General features: G+C 61.8%; 17 protein-coding genes. 7 read left to right on the plus strand and 10 right to left on the minus strand.

Translation table 11 applies throughout. The features are described 5' to 3' along the window. Window positions 1-7: 7 nt before the first annotated feature. Window positions 8-1,306 carry an FAD-binding oxidoreductase gene (locus tag QCBJ_RS19935; RefSeq protein ID WP_102061423.1) on the minus strand — a complete coding sequence of 433 codons (1,299 nt, stop codon included), beginning with the start codon at window positions 1,304-1,306 and terminating at the stop codon, window positions 8-10. Window positions 1,307-1,543: 237 nt separating this feature from the next. Here QCBJ_RS19935 and hpaR (QCBJ_RS19940) point away from each other — a divergent pair, with 237 nt between their 5' ends. Further along, the gene (gene hpaR, locus QCBJ_RS19940) at window positions 1,544-1,966 is read left to right on the plus strand and encodes a homoprotocatechuate degradation operon regulator HpaR (RefSeq protein ID WP_012724439.1); all 423 of its coding nucleotides are present in this window, start codon (window positions 1,544-1,546) and stop codon (window positions 1,964-1,966) included. Window positions 1,967-2,370: 404 nt separating this feature from the next. On the opposite strand, the gene hpaI is transcribed toward hpaR (QCBJ_RS19940), so the two are convergent. From hpaI to QCBJ_RS19980, 8 genes are read right to left on the minus strand one after another with little or no spacing between them, the layout of a single operon-like run. After that, window positions 2,371-3,174, minus strand: a complete 804-nt coding sequence (hpaI, locus tag QCBJ_RS19945; protein WP_102061424.1) for a 4-hydroxy-2-oxoheptanedioate aldolase — start codon at window positions 3,172-3,174, stop codon at window positions 2,371-2,373. Window positions 3,175-3,188: 14 nt separating this feature from the next. Continuing rightward, window positions 3,189-3,992, minus strand: coding sequence for a 2-oxo-hept-4-ene-1,7-dioate hydratase (hpaH, locus tag QCBJ_RS19950; protein WP_064053537.1), 804 nt, complete (start codon window positions 3,990-3,992; stop codon window positions 3,189-3,191). 13 nt (window positions 3,993-4,005) lie between these two features. Next, complete coding sequence (locus QCBJ_RS19955; RefSeq protein ID WP_102061425.1) at window positions 4,006-5,310, minus strand: MFS transporter; 1,305 nt, start codon at window positions 5,308-5,310, stop codon at window positions 4,006-4,008. 50 nt (window positions 5,311-5,360) lie between these two features. After that, complete coding sequence (locus QCBJ_RS19960) at window positions 5,361-5,753, minus strand: 5-carboxymethyl-2-hydroxymuconate Delta-isomerase (RefSeq protein ID WP_012724435.1); 393 nt, start codon at window positions 5,751-5,753, stop codon at window positions 5,361-5,363. 45 nt (window positions 5,754-5,798) lie between these two features. Next, a complete protein-coding gene (hpaD, locus tag QCBJ_RS19965; protein WP_012724434.1) occupies window positions 5,799-6,656 on the minus strand; it encodes a 3,4-dihydroxyphenylacetate 2,3-dioxygenase in 858 nt (285 codons plus the stop codon). Between the two features lie 50 nt (window positions 6,657-6,706). Beyond that, a complete protein-coding gene (gene hpaE, locus QCBJ_RS19970; RefSeq protein WP_012724433.1) occupies window positions 6,707-8,167 on the minus strand; it encodes a 5-carboxymethyl-2-hydroxymuconate semialdehyde dehydrogenase in 1,461 nt (486 codons plus the stop codon). A 5-nt stretch (window positions 8,168-8,172) separates the two neighbouring features. After that, window positions 8,173-8,943 (minus strand): fumarylacetoacetate hydrolase family protein, encoded by a 771-nt coding sequence (locus QCBJ_RS19975; RefSeq protein ID WP_012724432.1) that lies wholly within the window; start codon window positions 8,941-8,943, stop codon window positions 8,173-8,175. Then, window positions 8,940-9,608, minus strand: a complete 669-nt coding sequence (locus QCBJ_RS19980) for a fumarylacetoacetate hydrolase family protein (protein WP_102061426.1) — start codon at window positions 9,606-9,608, stop codon at window positions 8,940-8,942. Before QCBJ_RS19980 ends, QCBJ_RS19975 begins: the two co-directional genes overlap by 4 nt. 180 nt (window positions 9,609-9,788) lie before the next feature. Here QCBJ_RS19980 and hpaA point away from each other — a divergent pair, with 180 nt between their 5' ends. The 6 genes from hpaA to QCBJ_RS20010 all read left to right on the plus strand — a co-directional run bounded on the left by hpaA (window position 9,789) and on the right by QCBJ_RS20010 (window position 16,187). Continuing rightward, window positions 9,789-10,694: a 4-hydroxyphenylacetate catabolism regulatory protein HpaA gene (gene hpaA, locus QCBJ_RS19985; protein WP_046036096.1), complete on the plus strand. Its 906-nt coding sequence runs from the start codon at window positions 9,789-9,791 to the stop codon at window positions 10,692-10,694. 184 nt (window positions 10,695-10,878) lie between these two features. Further along, window positions 10,879-11,301 (plus strand): homoprotocatechuate degradation operon regulator HpaR, encoded by a 423-nt coding sequence (gene hpaR / locus QCBJ_RS19990; RefSeq protein WP_046036095.1) that lies wholly within the window; start codon window positions 10,879-10,881, stop codon window positions 11,299-11,301. 168 nt (window positions 11,302-11,469) lie between these two features. Next, window positions 11,470-12,462 (plus strand): helix-turn-helix domain-containing protein, encoded by a 993-nt coding sequence (locus QCBJ_RS19995; protein ID WP_012724428.1) that lies wholly within the window; start codon window positions 11,470-11,472, stop codon window positions 12,460-12,462. A 68-nt stretch (window positions 12,463-12,530) separates the two neighbouring features. Then, window positions 12,531-13,463, plus strand: coding sequence for a transporter (locus tag QCBJ_RS20000; protein ID WP_102061427.1), 933 nt, complete (start codon window positions 12,531-12,533; stop codon window positions 13,461-13,463). A 10-nt stretch (window positions 13,464-13,473) separates the two neighbouring features. After that, window positions 13,474-14,706 (plus strand): MFS transporter, encoded by a 1,233-nt coding sequence (locus QCBJ_RS20005; RefSeq protein ID WP_102061428.1) that lies wholly within the window; start codon window positions 13,474-13,476, stop codon window positions 14,704-14,706. A 14-nt stretch (window positions 14,707-14,720) separates the two neighbouring features. Then, a complete protein-coding gene (locus tag QCBJ_RS20010; RefSeq protein ID WP_102061450.1) occupies window positions 14,721-16,187 on the plus strand; it encodes an amidase in 1,467 nt (488 codons plus the stop codon). Here the strand turns inward: QCBJ_RS20010 and QCBJ_RS20015 are convergent. Next, a complete protein-coding gene (locus QCBJ_RS20015) occupies window positions 16,167-17,081 on the minus strand; it encodes an arginase family protein (protein ID WP_102061429.1) in 915 nt (304 codons plus the stop codon). The genes QCBJ_RS20010 and QCBJ_RS20015 overlap by 21 nt on opposite strands. Window positions 17,082-17,148: the final 67 nt, after the last annotated feature.

Consider the following 17,148-nt stretch of genomic DNA (forward strand, 5'->3'; position numbering starts at 1 on the left):
GCGGGGCTTAACGGCGACCGTTGAAATAGCCCGAGAGTTGGTGAAGGCTTTTGCCGGCCGTGAGCAGCAGTGGGCGGATATGATCCTTGCCGAGGATCTGTGCATGCTTGACCGAGCTGATCAGGTCGTAGCGCGAAGAGCCTTCGCTCATGCCTTCGGCCAAGACCTTGCAGATGATGTGGCTGGGCGTAACCCCAAAACCCGCGTAACCCTGCACGTAGAAGGCGTTGGGGCGCCCGCTCAGCGTGCCGATCTGCGGGAACAGGTTGGCCCCGGTCGCCATCGGCCCGCCCCACGCCAGGTCGATTTTGACGTCCTTCAGGTACGGGAAAATCTTCAGCATCAGGTTGCGGTTCCAGGCTTTGAGGTCCAGCGGGATGTGCTCGACAAACGGCGTGGCGGCACCGAACAGCAGACGGTTCTCGTTGGTGACGCGGTAGTAGTCGATGACCGGCCGAATATCGCTGTAGGCACCGCGGATCGGGCTGATGCGGTGGATCATCTCGTCCGACAGCGGTTCGGTCATCAGCTGGAAGGCGTAGGTGTTGACGGTGGTTTTGTGCAGTTCAGGTTCCAGTTTGTTGAGGAAACTGTCGCAGGCCCACAGCAGCTTGGCGGCTTTGACTGACCCTCGGCCGGTGCGCACGGTGATGCGCTCGCCGTAGCTGACCTCCAGGGCGGGGCTGTGCTCGAAGATGCGCACGCCGTGACCGGCCAGCGCCTTGGCTTCGCCCAGCAGCAGGTTCAGCGAGTGCACGTGCCCGCCGCCCATGTGCAGCAACGCGCTGGTGTACGCGTCGGAGCCGATGATCTGCTTGACCTCGGACCCGGCCATAAAACGGATTTCGTCCTTGGTGTTGATCGACTGGAAGTCCTTCTCCCAGGCGCGCAGGGTTTTTTCCTGGCGGGCATTGAAGCCCATGTAGCCATAGCCGTGGCAGAAGTCGGCATCGATTGCGTATTTGGCGATACGGTCCTTGATGATGCCGGCGCCCAGCTCGCTGATTTCAAAGATCTGGCGCAGGCCCTCGTCGCCCACCTGGTTCTTGATTTTTTCCAGGTCATGGCCGATCCCCGCCATGATCTGCCCGCCGTTGCGGCCCGTACCGCCGAAGCCCAGGTAGCGCGCCTCGAGTACCACGATGTTAGTGATGCCTTTTTCCGCAAGTTCCAGTGCGGTATTGATGCCCGAGAAACCGCCGCCAATCACGACCACATCGGCTTCCACGTCCTGCTCGAGCGTGGGAAAGCTGAGGTTGTATTTCCTGGTTGCCGAATAGTAGGTAGGCGTTTCGATATTGATCATGGCGCAGCCTGGAAAAGTGAAGGGATCTCGCTGCAGAGCCGACAAACAGCTCTGTGCCTGTTGGGGTGTATTAAGTGCCTTCCGAGCGGTAGGTGTCTTGATTCTGTGTGCCGCCGGCCTTGATCGTGGCTGCCAATGTCAACGATGAATCCGGCCGGGCAGCAAAGCGGCACACGCCAATCGGCGGCCGGTGTTAGAGTGTTGTTAATCTGTTAACTAATTACGACGTCTCCCTTTATGTCCAAACCGCGCCAATCCTTGACCCTTACTTTGCTCCAGGCGCGTGAAGCCGCCATGGGGTTTTTCCGGCCTTCGCTCAATCAACACGGACTGACCGAGCAGCAGTGGCGGGTCATTCGTATCTTGAGCCAGCACGAGGAGCTTGAGATCAATCGCCTGGCCGAGCTGGCGTGCATCCTCAAGCCGAGCATGACCGGTGTGCTGGTGCGCATGGAAGCGGCGGGCATGGTTGAGCGGCGCAAGGCGCAACAGGATCAACGGCGTGTGCTGGTGCGGCTGGCCGAGAAGGGGCAAGCGTGTTTCGATTCGATGAGCCAGAGCATGGAGGCCAATTACCAGCGTTTGCAGGCGGACTTTGGCGAAGAGAAGCTGCAGACTTTGCTGGTATTGCTCAACGAGCTTAAAGGCCTCAAGCGCTAGTTAAGCGTGGGTGTAAACCGATCCAAATGTGGGAGGGGGCTTGCTCCCGATGGCGGCCTGGCAGCCGACCTGGATGTTGGATCATATCGGGTACATATCCGTTATTTGGGTGAGGGCGGTTATTGGTTCCGCCCTTACGGCGGGTCACTTTGGAAAAGCCCCAAAGTAACCAAAAGGCTCTTACCCCAACACTCGGCACCTCGCTCAGGCTCGGTGTGCCCTCACTCCGGCTTGAATCCGTGGGCCGCCGCCACGCGCCATCCATGGCGCGGGGCGGCTAACCCGGCGTCCTGCCGGGTTACCCACGGATTCAAGCCTGCGTTCGGCCAGCGTGTTTGACGGGGCGCCTGAGATCAAGATCAAAAGCTGGATCACAAGCAGATCAAAAGCCGGCGCCTGCACCGTCAGTAGATAGCGCCGGCGGTGCTGGTGGGTGCCGATGAACCCTTGAACGTCGCCGCCAGGGTTTGTAGCCCGCGCATCAGCACTGTGGTGTCCACGCCCACCGCGACAAACGCCGCTCCCAGTTCGATGTAGCGCCGAGCCAGTGTCGGGTCGGCGCTGAGAATACCGGCGGCTTTGCCGGCGCTGCGGATGCGCGCAATGGCGTCTTCGATTGCCGTCTGCACCTGCGGATGAGCCGGGTTGCCGCGATGGCCCATCGAGGCGCTCAGGTCCGCCGGCCCGATAAACACGCCGTCGACCCCCTCCGCGGCGGCAATCGCGTCGAGGTTGGCCAGGCCTTCGCGGCTTTCGATCTGTACCAGCAGGCATATCTGCTCATCGGCGTGGTCGAGGTAACCGGGAATGCTGTTCCAGCGCGATGCCCTGGCCAGTGCGCTGCCGACGCCCCGAACCCCGTTGGGCGGGTAGTGGATGGCATTCACCAGTTGCCGCGCTTGCTCTGCGTTTTCCACCATGGGCACCAGCAGTGTTTGCACGCCGATATCCAGCACTTGCTTGATCAGAGCGGTGTCGCCGACGACCGGGCGAATCACCGGATGGCTGGGGTAGGGCGCCACGGCCTGGAGCTGGCCGAGCATGCCGCGCAGGTCGTTGGGCGCATGTTCGCCGTCGATCAGCAGCCAGTCGAACCCGGCGTTGGCGGCCAGCTCGGCGCAGTAGGCATCGGACAAGCCCAGCCACAGGCCGATCTGGGTTTCACCGCTGCGCAGGCGCTGTTTGAAGGTGTTGACAGGCATATCCATCGAACGATCTCCGGTTAGACGAATCGGCAGGCGATGGAGCCCAGCATGTCGTAATCGACATGGAAGGTATCGCCTGGGTTGGCCGCGACAGGGCGGGTGAAAGAGCCGCCCAGGATGATTTGCCCGGGTTGCAGGGTCACGTCATAGGCCGCCAGTTTGTTCGCCAGCCAGGCCACGCCTTTGGCCGGGTGATTGAGCACGGCGGCCGAGACGCCGGATTCCTCGATCACGCCATTGCGGTAGAGCACGGCGGGCACCTTGCGCAGGTCGATCTCGGTGGGGCGCACGGCACGCCCGCCCATGACCACGCCGGCGTTGGCGGCGTTGTCGGAGATGGTGTCGAACACCTTGCGGGTCGCCTTGGTGTGCGGGTCGACTTGCTGGATGCGCGCGTCGATGATCTCCAGCGCCGGGATCACCCATTCGGTGGCGTCCAGTACATCAAACACCGTCACGTTCGGGCCTTTGAGCGGTTTTCCGAGGATGAACGCCAGCTCCACCTCGACGCGCGGCACGATAAAGCGTTCGAACGGGATGTCGGTGCCTTCATCGAAGAACATGTCGTCGAGCAGCGCGCCGTAATCCGGCTCGGTGATGTTGGACGAAACCTGCATGGCGCGGGAGGTCAGGCCGATTTTATGCCCGACCAGCTTGCGCCCATCCTTGATTTTCTGCGCTACCCAGGCGCGTTGAATGGCATAGGCGTCTTCGATAGTGATTTCTGGGTGATCCAGGGAAAACTGACGCACCTGCTCGCGTGAGCGTTCAGCCTGGTCGAGGCGGGCGGCGGCTTGCTGAATGAGGTGTTGATCAAGCATGGCAAGGGTACTCTTACTGAGGGTTGACGATGGCCGCCTGGGTGCGCAGCACCAGCAAGCCACCGAGTGCAATGAGCAGCGCCAGCACGTAAAGCGCCAGGCTGGCGCTCTGGGTGGTGTCGCGCATCCAGCCGATCAAGTACGGCGCAAAGAACGAGGCGATGCTGCCGAAGGAACTGATCAAAGCGATGCCGGCGGCTTGGGTGTGGTTGGACAGGAACGCCGGCGGCAACTGCCAGAACATCGGCAACGCCGCGCTGGCACCCATGCCGGCGATAATCAGGCCGCCCAGCACCAGGGCCGGGTTGGCGGGGGCGAGCCCGGCGATGGCAATACCGGCCGCCGACATCAGCAAGGGCACGCACAGGTGCCAGCGGCGTTCGCGGTGGCGGTCGGACGATCGTCCGCAGCCGAGCATGAAGAAACAACCGGCCAGGTAGGGCACCGCACTGAGCAGCCCTACCTGGCCGTCACTGCCGATGCCGGCGCCATGGATCAGTGTCGGCATCCAGAACGCCAGCGTGTTGACCGCCAGCATTACCGCGAAATACACCGCCACCAGCAGCCACACTTGTGGGTTACGGAGAATGGCCGAGAACGAGGTGATGGATTTGCGGTGTTCTTCCTGGTGCAACTGCTCGCGCAGTTGTTGCTTTTGCACGGGCGTCAGCCACTTCACCGTTTCGAAGCTGTCCGGCAGACACTTGAGCACCACCAGCCCAAGCAGAATCACGGGGGCGCCTTCAATGACAAACATCCATTGCCAGCCGCGCAAACCGCCCAGGTCATGAAAGTGTTCAAGGATGCCGCCGGAGAGCGGCCCGCCAATCACCCCGGCCATCGGCACGGCGATGGCAAACAGGGCGGTGACTTGCGCGCGCCGACCGGCCGGGTACCAACGGTTCAAAAATACCAGGATGCCTGGGAAGAAACCGGCCTCGGCCACACCGAGCAAAAAGCGCAGCACATAGAAGCCCATGGCGCTGTCGATCAGGAACATGCACGTCGACAACGCCCCCCACACCACCATCAACGTGGCAATCCAGCGCCGGGGGCCCACGCGGTCCAAGGCCATGTTGCTGGGCACGCCAAACAGCGCGTAGGCCACGAAGAACAGGCCGGCGCCGAAGCCGTAGACGGTGTCGCTGAAGTTGAGGTCGGCGCTCATCTGCATCTTGGCGAAGCCGATGTTGATGCGGTCGAGGTGGGCAAAGAGGTAGCAGATCAGCAGCAGCGGCATCAGCCGCCAGGTCACGGTGCTGTGGGTTTGGTCACGGACGTCGGTGCCGAGGGTGTCGGCGGTATTGGCTGAGCTCATGGTTTTATACTTTTTGTCTGAGAGGCCGATGGAACGAGCGGGTGGGTGTGTCAGCCCACCTGCGCCTTGAGGAAGGCGTGCACGTTGTTTTGCTTGAAGTTGAGCTGCTCGTGCAGCTCGATCATTTCAAACGACAACGCCAGCAGCCGCTGGTCCTGCAGCGCGGCGAAGTGCTGGGTGATCACCGCGAAGAGTTGTTCGGCGACCTTCTGGCGGGTTGCCAGGTCGCGACCATGGCCGACCTTCAACGTCATGTGCACGAAGGCGTAGTCGTGCTTGCCATCGGCCATGCGCCAGGTGTCGAGGCGCACGCCACGGCTGCGGATGCCACCCAGGGGAAACACGCCGCTGTCGCCCAGGGTGGCGTGGACTGTTTCGAACAGGCCAGGCAGGTCGGCTTGCTGTTCGATGTTGTCGGTGTACTCAACGATAAAGTGGGGCATGAGGGGCTCCTTGTGGCCGCACGGGGATACCGGGCGGCCATGCGCTCAAACAGGGAAAATGGCGTTGATCTGGCCGGTGCCCGAGCTGCCGAAGGGTTGCGTGATGATCTCGGCCGGCTTGTCGTAGTCCGGTCCGCCGAGCAACCCCAGGAGCATGGCGGTGTCATGCATCTTGCCTTCGCCGAAGCAATGCTCGGCGTAGTCCGGCAGCATGGCGCAGAACTCTTTCCAGCGGCCCTGGCGCCACAGTTCCACCACATGCAGGTCGACCTGCTTGTCGAATTCGCGGGTCCAGTTATGGATATTGGCTTCAGCATTGCGGTCGTCGGAGAAACGGTGCGACAGCGAACCCGAGGCCAGCACCACGACTTTGCGGTCGCTTTTCTCGATGGCCCGGCGCACAGCGGCGCCGAAGGTGAAGCTGTCTTGCAGGCGATGCCAGGCGCACCAGGCGGCCACCGACACCACGTTGAATCTTTGCTCGTCGGGTACGCCCATGTGCATGTAGCGCATCGGCACCAAGGTGCCGTATTCCAGCTCCAGGCTCGGGATATTGTGGGCCAGCGTGCGTACGTCGGCGGCGTTGGCTTCGGCCGCGATCAGCTCACCCAGTTCGGGGCAACCTGGGTACTCGTATTCCATGTTCTTGATGAAGTGCGGCAGTTCATTGCTGGTGTAGATGCCTTTGAAGTGCTCGCCGCTGTTGACGTGGTAGGCGCTGTTGACCAGCCAGTGCACGTCGAACACCACGGCGGTATCGGCCCCCAGCTCGCGGGCGCGACGGCCGATCTCTTTGTGACCGGCAATCGCCGCTTCACGGCAACCATGGTGTTTACCGGGAAGCTCCGACAAATACATCGAGGGTACGTGGCAGATTTTCGCCGCCAGGACGACTTCGCCCATGATGATTCTCCTGAAATTATTGTTGTTGTCTTAGGGGCTTCTGGTGTCGCTCAGACGCCCCAGCGTGGAATGTGATGGCTGCCCATCGAGATGCACACGTTTTTGATTTCGGCGAACACTTCGAAACTGTACTGGCCACCTTCACGACCCGTGCCTGAGCCTTTCACACCGCCGAACGGCTGGCGCAGATCGCGCACGTTCTGGCTGTTGATAAACACCATGCCCGCCTCGATGCCATAGGCCAGACGATGTGCCTTGCCGATGTCCTGGGTCCAGATATAGGACGCAAGGCCATACTCGGTGGCGTTGGCCAGTTGCAGGGCTTCGGCTTCATCCTTGAACGGAATCAGGCACACCACCGGGCCGAAGATTTCTTCCTGGGCAATACGCATGGTGTTGTTCACGTCAGCAAACACCGTTGGCTGGATAAACTGGCCTTTGCTCAAGTGCGCCGCCAGATTGGCCGGGCGCTCCAAGCCACCGGCGAGCAGGGTAGCGCCTTCTTCGAGACCAATCTTGATGTAACCTGTGACCTTGTCGTAATGGGCCTGGGTAATCATCGAGCCGACCTGAGTTTTCGGGTCTTGCGGGTCGCCGACGATCAGGCGTTTGGCGCGAGCGGCAAACTCGGCGACGAACTGTGGGTACACGCTTTCTTGGATGAAGATCCGGCTCCCGGCGGTGCAGCGTTCGCCGTTGAGCGAGAAGATGGTGAACAGCGCAGCGTCGAGGGCGCGTTCCAGGTCGGCGTCCTCGAAGATCAGCACTGGCGACTTGCCGCCCAGTTCCATGGAGTATTTTTTCAGGCCGGCGGTCTGCATGATTTTCTTGCCGGTGGCGGTGCCGCCGGTAAAGGAAATCGCGCGCACATCGGGGTGACGCACCAAGGCGTCACCGGCGGTCGCGCCGTAGCCCTGGATCACGTTCAACACGCCGTTGGGAATGCCGGCTTCGACGGCCAGCCGGCCCAGCTCGTTGGCGGTCAGCGGTGACAGCTCGGACATCTTCAGCACGGCGGTATTGCCCAGCGCCAGGCACGGTGCAGTCTTCCAGGTGGCGGTCATGAACGGCACGTTCCAGGGCGACACCAGCGCGCAGACACCCACCGGTTGGTAGAGCGTGTAGTTGAGCATCTGGTCATCGACCGGGTAGCTGTGACCGTCCATGCGCGTGCAGACTTCAGCGAAAAAATCGAAGTTGTGCGACGCCCGTGGAATCAACACGTTTTTGGTCTGGTGAATCGGCAGGCCGGTGTCGAGGGTTTCCAGCTCGGCCAGGTGCGGCACGTTCTGTTCGATCAGTTCACCGAGCTTGCGCATCAAACGTGCACGTTCCTTGGCCGGTGTGCCTGCCCACTTGGGGAAGGCTTCCTTGGCGGCCGCCACGGCTTGCGCGACTTCCTCGGCACCGCCGCTGGCCACTTCACCGATGGCTTCACCGGTGGCCGGGTTGTAGTTCACGAACACGTCTTTGCTGTCGACCTCACGGCCGTTGATCCAATGTTTGATCATGCTGCTCAAGCCTCTTTACGGGCGTTGAAGAACGCCGTTTCGCTGACAATTCGGTTAACCAGGCGGCCCACGCCTTCGACTTCCACAATCACTTCATCACCGGGCACCACGTCTGCCAGGCCTTCGGGCGTGCCGGTGGCGATCATGTCGCCGGGCTGCAAGGTCATGAAGCTGGACAGGTATTCGATCAGGTAGGGAATGTCGAAAATCATGTCCTGGGTGCTGCCTTCCTGGCGCAGTTCACCGTTGATCCAGGTGCGCAGTGTCAGGTTGCCTGGGTCCGGTACATCGGCTACATCGACGATCCACGGGCCGACAGGTGTGGTGGCGTCGCGGTTTTTCACGCGCAGGTTGGGGCGGTAGTAATTTTCCAGGTAGTCGCGAATGGCGTAGTCGTTGCACACGGTGTAACCCGCCAAGTAATCCAGCGCGTCTTCGCGCTTGACGTTGCGCGCCGGCTTGCCGATGACGGCCACCAGCTCGCACTCGTAGTGCATGTAGGCGACGTTATCCGGGCGCCAGGTCTCTTGGTTGTGGCCGGTGTACGTCCCCACGGATTTGATGAAGGCCAGTGGTTCGGTCGGCGGCGTGAAGGCCAGTTCGGCGGCGTGGTCGGCGTAGTTCAGGCCCAGGGCGAACATGTTGCCGGTGGCCGGCGGCAACCATTGCACCTGGTCTTCGGCCAGCAGGCGGCCGTCAGCCAGGCGTACGGCGTTTTCAGCTTCGACCTGTACCGAATGGACTTCACCTTCAAAGCGAATACGGGCGTGTTTCATGAGAGCTCCTCTGCCTTGATGTGATTGACCAGGCGGCCCAGGCCACTGATCTCGACCTCCACGGTATCGCCAGGCTGCACATCCACCCGGCCTTCGGGAGTGCCGGTGATCAGCACGTCGCCCGCATGCAGGGTCATGAACTCGCTGATCTCGGCGATCAGCAATGGAATGGTGCGGACGAAGTTGGCCGTGGTGTTTTGCTGGCGGATCTCGCCGTTGACGTACAGCGTGATCGCCAGGCTGTGCAGGTCATCCAGCTGTGCGGTCGGCACCAGCTCCGGCCCGATGGCGCAGAAACCATCGCGGCATTTGGCTTTGACGGCGGGGCGGTAGTAGCTGTCTTCCGGCAGGCTGAACTCGTTGACGAGGGTAAAGCCGGCCACGTAGTCGAGGGCGTCGGCTGCTCTGACGCGGCTGGCGTCCTTGCGCATCACCACCGCCAATGCCGGCCCAGGCTGCAGGCGTTCGCCCTGGCCAGGGTGCACGACATCGCCACCGTTTTGGTTACGCGTGTTGGGCGTCTTGATGAACAGCACCGGTTTGACCGGCGGCTTCTGATACGGCGGCGCTTCGAATTCGGCGAGGTGCTGCTTGAGCAACCCCTGGTAGTTCAGCGCGACACCGAAAAGGGTGCCCGTCGCGACGTCATGCAAGGCGCGGCTCATGCATTCTCCTGGCAGGGTCCATGGAGGCCCTGGATTTAGTTAATGTGTTAACCGTTATAATTAAGATGTTAACTATCGTCAAGCGTGACAGACTGTTTCTTCGGTGGTTGTGCCGACCGAATCGGTGCAGGATGAGAGCCGCTGCACGGCGGCAATCACACTAAAAACGAGTAGCGTGCGATGAGCGACCGTCAACCCATTCCGAACATCAACATTGGCCAGGTCTACGACCAGCGCTACAGCGATGCCGAAGTGCATTACGACCAGTTGGCCAACCTGGCGGATTTTTTCGGCCGTAACATGCCGGTGCATCGGCACGACCGGTTTTTCCAGGTTCACTACGTGAAAAGCGGCACCGTGCGCGTGTACCTGGACGACCAGCAGTACGTCGAATCGGGACCGATGTTCTTCCTCACGCCACCCACGGTCGCGCATTCCTTCGTGACCGAGCCGGACAGCGACGGGCACGTGCTGACGGTGCGTCAGCAATTGGTGTGGCAACTGATCGAAGCCGACGCCAGCCTGGCGCCGACGGGGGCGCAATTGCCCGCCGCGTGTGTGGCCCTGGCGCAGTTGGGGCCGCAATACGCAGGCGATATCCGCCGGTTGGACGTTCTGTTTGAGTCGCTGAGCGACGAGATGAAAGCCCAGCGGTCGGGGCGCAGTGCGGCCCTGGACAGCCTGACGCGGTTGATCATGATCAGCCTGTTGCGGCTGTGTTCCCATTCGCTGAAAGCCACGCCTGCCCGCCACGAGGACTTGAAAATCTTCCACCGTTTCAATGAGCTGATCGAAGCGCACTACCAGCAGCACTGGCCGTTGTCGCGTTACGCCCAAGGCATCGGGGTGACCGAGGCACGGCTTAATGACGTGTGCCGCCGCATCGCCGACCTGCCGTCCAAGCGCCTGATCCTCGAACGCCTGATGCAAGAGGCCAAGCGCCTGCTGCTGTTTACGGGCAGCTCGGCCAACGAAATCTGCTACCAGTTGGGGTTCAAGGACCCGGCCTATTTCAGCCGGTTTTTCCAGCGTTACGCGCAGCTCACGCCGGGGGAGTACCGCCAGCGCCAATCGGGGTTGCGTTGAGCCAGGCATGGCGGCTTCGCACCTTGGTCTTGTTGATCGTGTGCGGATCATCATGCGCATCGCAGTGGCGCGACAGAATGGCTTTTACACAGAACCGCTTGTACTTTTCACCGCGCCCACGCCGCTTGCAGCCGCTGGCCGGCGACACTAAGCTGCCGACTCGCCCATTCAAGTGGTGCCGTTTATGGCCAACCCAAGACCTTCGCTGACCCTGACCCTGCTGCAAGCCCGTGAGGCCGCAATGGCCTTCTTCCGCCCGGCCCTGAACAAGCATGAACTGACTGAACAGCAGTGGCGGGTCATTCGGATCCTGCGCGAGCTGGGTGAACTCGAAAGCCATCAACTGGCTTTGCAGGCCTGCATCCTTAAGCCGAGCATGACCGGTGTGTTGACGCGCCTGGAGCGTGACGGCCTGGTGCGGCGGCAGAAGTCCAGCCAGGATCAGCGCCGGGTGTTCGTGGGCCTCACCGAGCGCGGCCAGCAATGCTTCGTCTCCATGAGCGCAGGCATGGAAAGCAACTACCAGAAAATCGAAGAACAGTTTGGCGCCGAGAAAATGGAGCAACTTCTGGGATTGCTGAACGAGCTGAAAAATATCAAGCCTTGAATGCACGATCTTTTAGTTAATAGGTGAACGTGTTTGCCCGGCGAGGGCATTGCGCTGGCCAATCTTCACTATCCAATTTCGGCACAAATACACGACCCGCCCCAGGTCCGGAATGGAACTTGCGTGCGATCTGACCTGTAAGCCTTGGAACTGAAAAAGGTTGGGTCGATGAACAATAATAATGTGCGGATGCCTGCGGCCTCGGTGGTGCTTCCACCGGCGTTACCCCTCCAGCGTTTTCTGACCAGCGACATCGATGAACACGCGCGCAATATGGGTGGCTGGCAGGTTCGCTACGATCAGTTATCGCCGGGCGCCTTTGAAGGTGAGCTGGTGGAGTTCCGTTCGGGCTGGATGCAACTGGTGCGCGACCGCTCTAATCAGGCCATGATCAAGAGTGGTGCAGCCTGGAAAGGCGCAATCACCTTCAGCCTTCCCTTGAGTGCCGACGGCCCGGTGTATTGCTCGGGTCACCCGATCCATGCGCCCAGCCTGTTGGTGGCCCACGGTGAAAACCTTCCCGAGCTGCACACGCCACAGCACTTGGATTTGCTCAGTGTGGCCATTGAAGAACACGCACTGGCACACGTCCTGGAGCGTCAGGGCAGTGAGTTTCGAATTACCGATCTTCCCAAGTGTTACCGCTTGGGCGATTCATCTGTGCAACGTGAACTCGCAGGGTTGTTCGATGCGCTGGCGGGTTGCGACCAGGGCCGTGATGCCGTGCTGGGGCATGACTCGATCCGGCGCGGCATACGGGATGCGGTGATGCTGCACGTGCTGGAGTTGATCGCGCCGGACCAGGCGCCGCCCCTTAACCCGACGGCGCGCAAAAGGATGGTCGACCGGGCGCGCGAATATGCGTTGAGCCACCTCGACGAACCGCTGTCGATCCTCGACCTGTGCAACCACATCGGCGCCAGCCGGCGCAAACTTCAATACTGTTTCCAGGAAACCCTGGGCATCAACCCGGTGGCCTATCTGCGTGCGCTGCGCCTCAATGCGGTGCGCCGCGAACTGCGAACCCGCACCCAATCCCATGGCGTACAAGAAGTGGCGGCGCGTTGGGGGTTCTGGCATTTGAGTCGGTTCTCGAGCGATTACCGCACCATGTTTGGCGAAAGCCCATCACAGACCCTGCGTCGCACTCAACTCTGCTGAAAACGGATAACCGGCATACGCTGGCGCTTACTAGGATGGCCCACACCACTTGATGGGAGGGGCATTCGATGATTGATAACAATAATGCACGCGTCGCACGGACGACGCTGTTTACCCTGGGGCTGCTGGGTTGCTGCGCCAGCGTGCACGGCACCGAGAACGGTGCGCCGACGACCGCTGTTGGTGTGTACGATTTTGGCGCGGGCATGATGCCGCCAGCCACACCGTTCGGGACGCTGGGGCTGCGAACGGCGTTTTACTCCGCCAACGTGCAGAAGGACCGTCACGGCCGCTCAGTTGACAACCACTTCTCACTGGATGTGTTGTCCATTGGCGTCGCCTACATGCGCATGACGGATTACACCGTGCTGGGCGCCCAATACGGGTTCGGCACGGTGGTACCGTTTTTCAAGATGGACGCCTCCGTCAAGGTGCCGACGCCGGTCGGGCCGCTGAATCTGGAGGCTGATCCGTTTCGCATGGCGGACGTGCAATTGCTGCCGGTGATCCTGCAGTGGAACCTGTCGCCGAATCTGTTCATCAACACGCAGTTGCAGATCCAGGCGCCCACCGGTGACTACGACAAGAATCGGTTGATTTCGCCGGGGCTCAACCATTGGACGTTTTCGCCAATCGTCAACGCGACCTACATCACCGACGGCGGCTTTGAGGTTTCCTCAAGCGTTGAGGTCGACGTCAATACCCGCAACCCCGCGACCGACTACAAGAACGGTGTCGAGTACCGGCACGAGTTTGCCGTGGGTCAGCACGTGGGGCCGTGGACCTTGGGCCTGGGGGGTTACTACTACCGCCAGTTCACCGATGACGATGCGCCCGGGCTGCAATCGGGCAACCGTGCGCGGGTGCTGGCCATCGGGCCGGCAGTGAGTTACTTCAAGCCCGGTCTGCCTCCCGTGTGGCTGCATGCCTACAAGGAAACCGATGCCCGCAACCGTGCCGAGGGTTACACCGTGGCGCTGCGTATTTCGCAAAGTTTCTAGGGGGCTGCGCATGAACTCGTCACATTCCGATTCCTTATCTCCACGGCAAGCCACCGGGCGACGTGAAGGGCTGGTGCTGATGCTGGGCAGCAGCCTGACCATCATGGGCTCCGTCATGGTGGCGCCGATCCTGCCCAAGCTGGGGGCCGAGTTCGGCCCGCTGGAGCCCCGCGCCGACCTCCTGGTGCCCTTGGCGGTCACCGGGCCGGCCCTGGCGATTGCACTGTGCGCGCCCCTGGCCGGCTGGTTGGCCGACCGGGTCGGGCGCAAGGCCTTGCTGGTGATCGCCACGCTGTTGTATGCCGTGCTCGGGGCCATCCCGGCACTGCTGGATAACTTGCCGGCCATCGTCGGCGTACGCCTGTTGTTCGGCGCGGCGGAGGCGGCGGTGATGACCTGCTGCGCCACGCTGATTGCCGACTATTGGCACGGCGAAGAGCGGCTGCGGTACATCAATCGGCAGGTGGTGACTATCGGCCTGGTGGGCTCGTTGTTCTTCGTGGTGGGCGGGGCGTTGGGCGAGCACTCCTGGCGCCTGCCCTTCCTGTTGTACCTGCTGCCGCTGCTGTTGGTACCGGTGATGATCAAGGTGCTGTGGGAGCCTGCGGCCACCCGGCGGTTGGTCGAGACGCCTGAGCAGGGCAGGGTGGCGATGCTGCCCTTGGTGGTCGGTTACCTGCTGATCCTCAGCGGCATGGTCCTGAGTTTTGTCGTGCCGATCCAGGCGCCGATTCTGCTGGTGAGCCTTGGGGTGACGTCGAGCACGATGATCGGGCTGTCGGCGGGCCTGGCGCTGCTGGCGACCTTGGTCGGTTCGTTGGCCTGGCCGCTGCTGCGCCGCCGTGTCGGCATCGCTGGGTGCAATGCGCTGTTGCTGAGCCTGCTGGGCCTGGGGTTATGGCTGCTGATGCGAGGGCAAAGCTACAACGCGGTGCTGGTAGCGGTGCTGATTCACGGCGTGGGCGCGGGACTGCTGGTGCCCAATGCGATGGCGCCGGTGATGAATGCCCTTAACGCCAAAAACCGAGGGCGCGGCCTCGGCGGGTTCACCGCGTTTTTGTACTTCGGCCAATTTGTCAGCCCGCTGGTGGTGGCCGTGCTCAGCGTTTACTCGGGTGATCTGCGTCACGCCATCCAATGGCTGGCATTCGCCAGTTTTGCCTCGGCCCTGGCATGGGCGCTGGCAGGCCTGCAGGCACGGCGCAAAGCACTGACCCAGACACTCGGCTCAAGTCATTCGTAAGAGAGGAAATGAAGATGGACATCCAGAACCTGCTGGACAGTGAAGACGCCACCGGCCTGGCCGAGTGGATCAGGCGCGGTGAGGTGCAACCGGGCGAGCTGTTGGAGGCGGTGATTGATCGCATTGAACTGGTCGAACCGCATCTCAACGCGGTCGCCGAGCGGCTGTACGAATCCGCCCGCGAGGCCGCCCTCGCATCGCGCCCCGGTCGCGGGGTGTTTGCCGGGGTGCCGACCTTGATCAAGGACCTGTTTTCACCGGTCAACGGCGCGGCGATGACCAATGGCTCGCACGCGCTGGGAGGCTTTCGCGCAGACTTTGACGCCGAACACGTGAACCGTATCCGCCGGGCCGGTTGCGTGATTCTCGGCACCAGTACGTCACCCGAGTTCGGTACGTCGTACTCCACCGAGTCCAACCGCTTTGGCGCCACCCGCAACCCCTGGAATGTCGACCACAGTGCCGGTGGGTCCAGCGGCGGCGCGGCAGCCTTGGTGGCGGCACGCGTGGTGCCGTTTGCCCATGGCAACGATGGCGGCGGCTCCTTGCGTGTGCCAGCCTCCTGCTGTGGCGTGTTTGGTCTCAAGCCCAGCCGTGGGCTGTTGCCATCCGGGCCGATGGTCGGCGAAGGCTGGGCCGGGATGGGCACCCCCCATGCCATTACCCTGTCGGTACGCGACAGCGCCGCGCTATTGGATGCCACCGCCGGGATCGACCTGGGTGCGCCGTACGCCGCGCCGCAGCAGGTGCAGCCTTATGTCACGGCACTGCAGCGTGACCCCCGGCCTCTGCGTATCGCGCTGGTTGAGCAACTCGAGCCTTGGCCGACCTCCCGCGAAAGTCTGGAAGCGGTGCGCCAGGCCGCCCGCTTGTGCCAATCCTTGGGGCACCCCGTTGAACCGGTCAGCTTGCCCGTCGCGATGCCGGCGTTTCTCGACCAGGTCTTCACCATCATCGGTGCAAGTACTCGCCACTATCTCGACGTCCTGGGACAGATGCGCGGTTTCGCGGTACAGCCTGAGGAGCTTGAAGCCCGTACCCGCATCATTTTGCGCAGCAAAGGCGATGTCAGCGGTGCGCAGTACGCCGGGGCGGTGGAGGGGATTCATGCCTTGGGTCGGCAATTGGCGGTGTTCATGCAGGATTACGACCTGATCCTCACGCCGACCCTGGCGCGTGAGCCGGCACCGATCGGTGAGCTGGACCTGCAAGACGATCGCTTGAGCCTCGATGAGCTGATTGAGCGGTTTCACAGCTATTCGCCATTCACCGCACTGTTCAACGCCAGTGGGCAACCGGCAATGTCGGTGCCGCTTTACTGGAGCGCGGCAGGCCTGCCGATGGGGGCGCATTTTGCCGGTCGTTTTGGTGAGGAAAGCACCTTGTTTGCACTCGCCGCGCAGCTGGAGCGCGCCCAGCCCTGGCGCGGACGGATACCACCGGTCAATGCCTGTCAGCGGTCAGCTTCGATGCGCCGGTGAAACGCTAAGTTGCGTTTCTGGCTGGCCAATCAGCGGCAGTTTGGTCAGCATGTTTTTTAGTGCCAACGCGTCCCACGGCAGGTGTTCGGCAATACCGATTCCGACCACATCGATGACGTTTGCCACATCCCCGAGGAGGCGAACAACCTGCGCCGTGGTCATTTTTCCCTGAGCGATGCCGTCCCATGTGCTGGCAGGAACGTCAGGGTTGGCGAACAGTAATGAACGAAACAGCGTCGGGTCCAGCACGTCCAGGTCGAAGTGGATCGCCAGATGCTTCGCTCCTGTCGATTTAAGCCATTGCAAGACGGGCTCGCTGGAACACGCCAGTTCGCCAGGACTTGCACTCGACAGGCCCAGCCTGGCGATCATTGCGGTTTCAACGTCCATCGTTGCTTGCAGGCCTGCGTACATCACATTGGCGGGTTTGATTGGACGCTTCACGGCTTTCAGGAAATCAGGGTCTCCTTCGCCCAATAGGTTGCCTAGCACCATCGCGTGGGCGTGCTGAAAGTCGTTGGGCGTCAGAATGTCCGGGTGAGCATCCACCCAGAGAATGGCCAGGTCTGCGTCATAACGCTCGTTCAGGTAGGCAAACGGCGCCAGGTCCACCAGGCAGTCGCCGCCCAGAACAACAAGGCGATCCGGTTGATGCTTGTCGATCAGCGCACGCGCAGCGTACAACTGGCGCAGCAACGCGCTTCGGCCGATGATCCCGCCTTCCGGCGCAAGTGTTGAGCCGTCAGGGAGATTCACAGGAACCTCTTCGACCGGGCCGAGGTGTTCAGGCGCCAGCCAGGACAGAAGCTGGGCGCCGAAGTGATAGGGCGGGTTGTTGCCACCTTGCCATTGTGGAAACAGCAAACGCAGGGTCTTGCCGTTGGCGTCGGACATGCAAAATTCTCCGGTTCAGGAATAGACGGAATCAGTTGGTTGCTACCGTATTCGCTTAGCGGATGAA

Source organism: Pseudomonas sp. QC2 (assembly GCF_002859085.1).
Lineage (GTDB): Bacteria > Pseudomonadota > Gammaproteobacteria > Pseudomonadales > Pseudomonadaceae > Aquipseudomonas > Aquipseudomonas petroselini.

Excerpts from the sequence above, each read along its gene's own strand:
- hpaA (WP_046036096.1), top strand. The coding sequence starts at position 9,789 with ATGAGCGACCGTCAACCCATTCCGAACATCAACATTGGCCAGGTCTAC.
- QCBJ_RS19975 (WP_012724432.1), bottom strand. The coding sequence starts at position 8,943 with ATGAAACACGCCCGTATTCGCTTTGAAGGTGAAGTCCATTCGGTACAG.
- QCBJ_RS19935 (WP_102061423.1), bottom strand. The coding sequence starts at position 1,306 with ATGATCAATATCGAAACGCCTACCTACTATTCGGCAACCAGGAAATAC.
- QCBJ_RS20015 (WP_102061429.1), bottom strand. The coding sequence starts at position 17,081 with ATGTCCGACGCCAACGGCAAGACCCTGCGTTTGCTGTTTCCACAATGG.
- QCBJ_RS19955 (WP_102061425.1), bottom strand. The coding sequence starts at position 5,310 with ATGAGCTCAGCCAATACCGCCGACACCCTCGGCACCGACGTCCGTGAC.
- hpaH (WP_064053537.1), bottom strand. The coding sequence starts at position 3,992 with ATGCTTGATCAACACCTCATTCAGCAAGCCGCCGCCCGCCTCGACCAG.
- hpaR (WP_012724439.1), top strand. The coding sequence starts at position 1,544 with ATGTCCAAACCGCGCCAATCCTTGACCCTTACTTTGCTCCAGGCGCGT.
- hpaI (WP_102061424.1), bottom strand. The coding sequence starts at position 3,174 with ATGGATATGCCTGTCAACACCTTCAAACAGCGCCTGCGCAGCGGTGAA.
- hpaE (WP_012724433.1), bottom strand. The coding sequence starts at position 8,167 with ATGATCAAACATTGGATCAACGGCCGTGAGGTCGACAGCAAAGACGTG.
- hpaR (WP_046036095.1), top strand. The coding sequence starts at position 10,879 with ATGGCCAACCCAAGACCTTCGCTGACCCTGACCCTGCTGCAAGCCCGT.
- QCBJ_RS20010 (WP_102061450.1), top strand. The coding sequence starts at position 14,721 with ATGGACATCCAGAACCTGCTGGACAGTGAAGACGCCACCGGCCTGGCC.
- QCBJ_RS19980 (WP_102061426.1), bottom strand. The coding sequence starts at position 9,608 with ATGAGCCGCGCCTTGCATGACGTCGCGACGGGCACCCTTTTCGGTGTC.
- QCBJ_RS19995 (WP_012724428.1), top strand. The coding sequence starts at position 11,470 with ATGAACAATAATAATGTGCGGATGCCTGCGGCCTCGGTGGTGCTTCCA.
- QCBJ_RS20005 (WP_102061428.1), top strand. The coding sequence starts at position 13,474 with ATGAACTCGTCACATTCCGATTCCTTATCTCCACGGCAAGCCACCGGG.
- hpaD (WP_012724434.1), bottom strand. The coding sequence starts at position 6,656 with ATGGGCGAAGTCGTCCTGGCGGCGAAAATCTGCCACGTACCCTCGATG.
- QCBJ_RS19960 (WP_012724435.1), bottom strand. The coding sequence starts at position 5,753 with ATGCCCCACTTTATCGTTGAGTACACCGACAACATCGAACAGCAAGCC.
- QCBJ_RS20000 (WP_102061427.1), top strand. The coding sequence starts at position 12,531 with ATGATTGATAACAATAATGCACGCGTCGCACGGACGACGCTGTTTACC.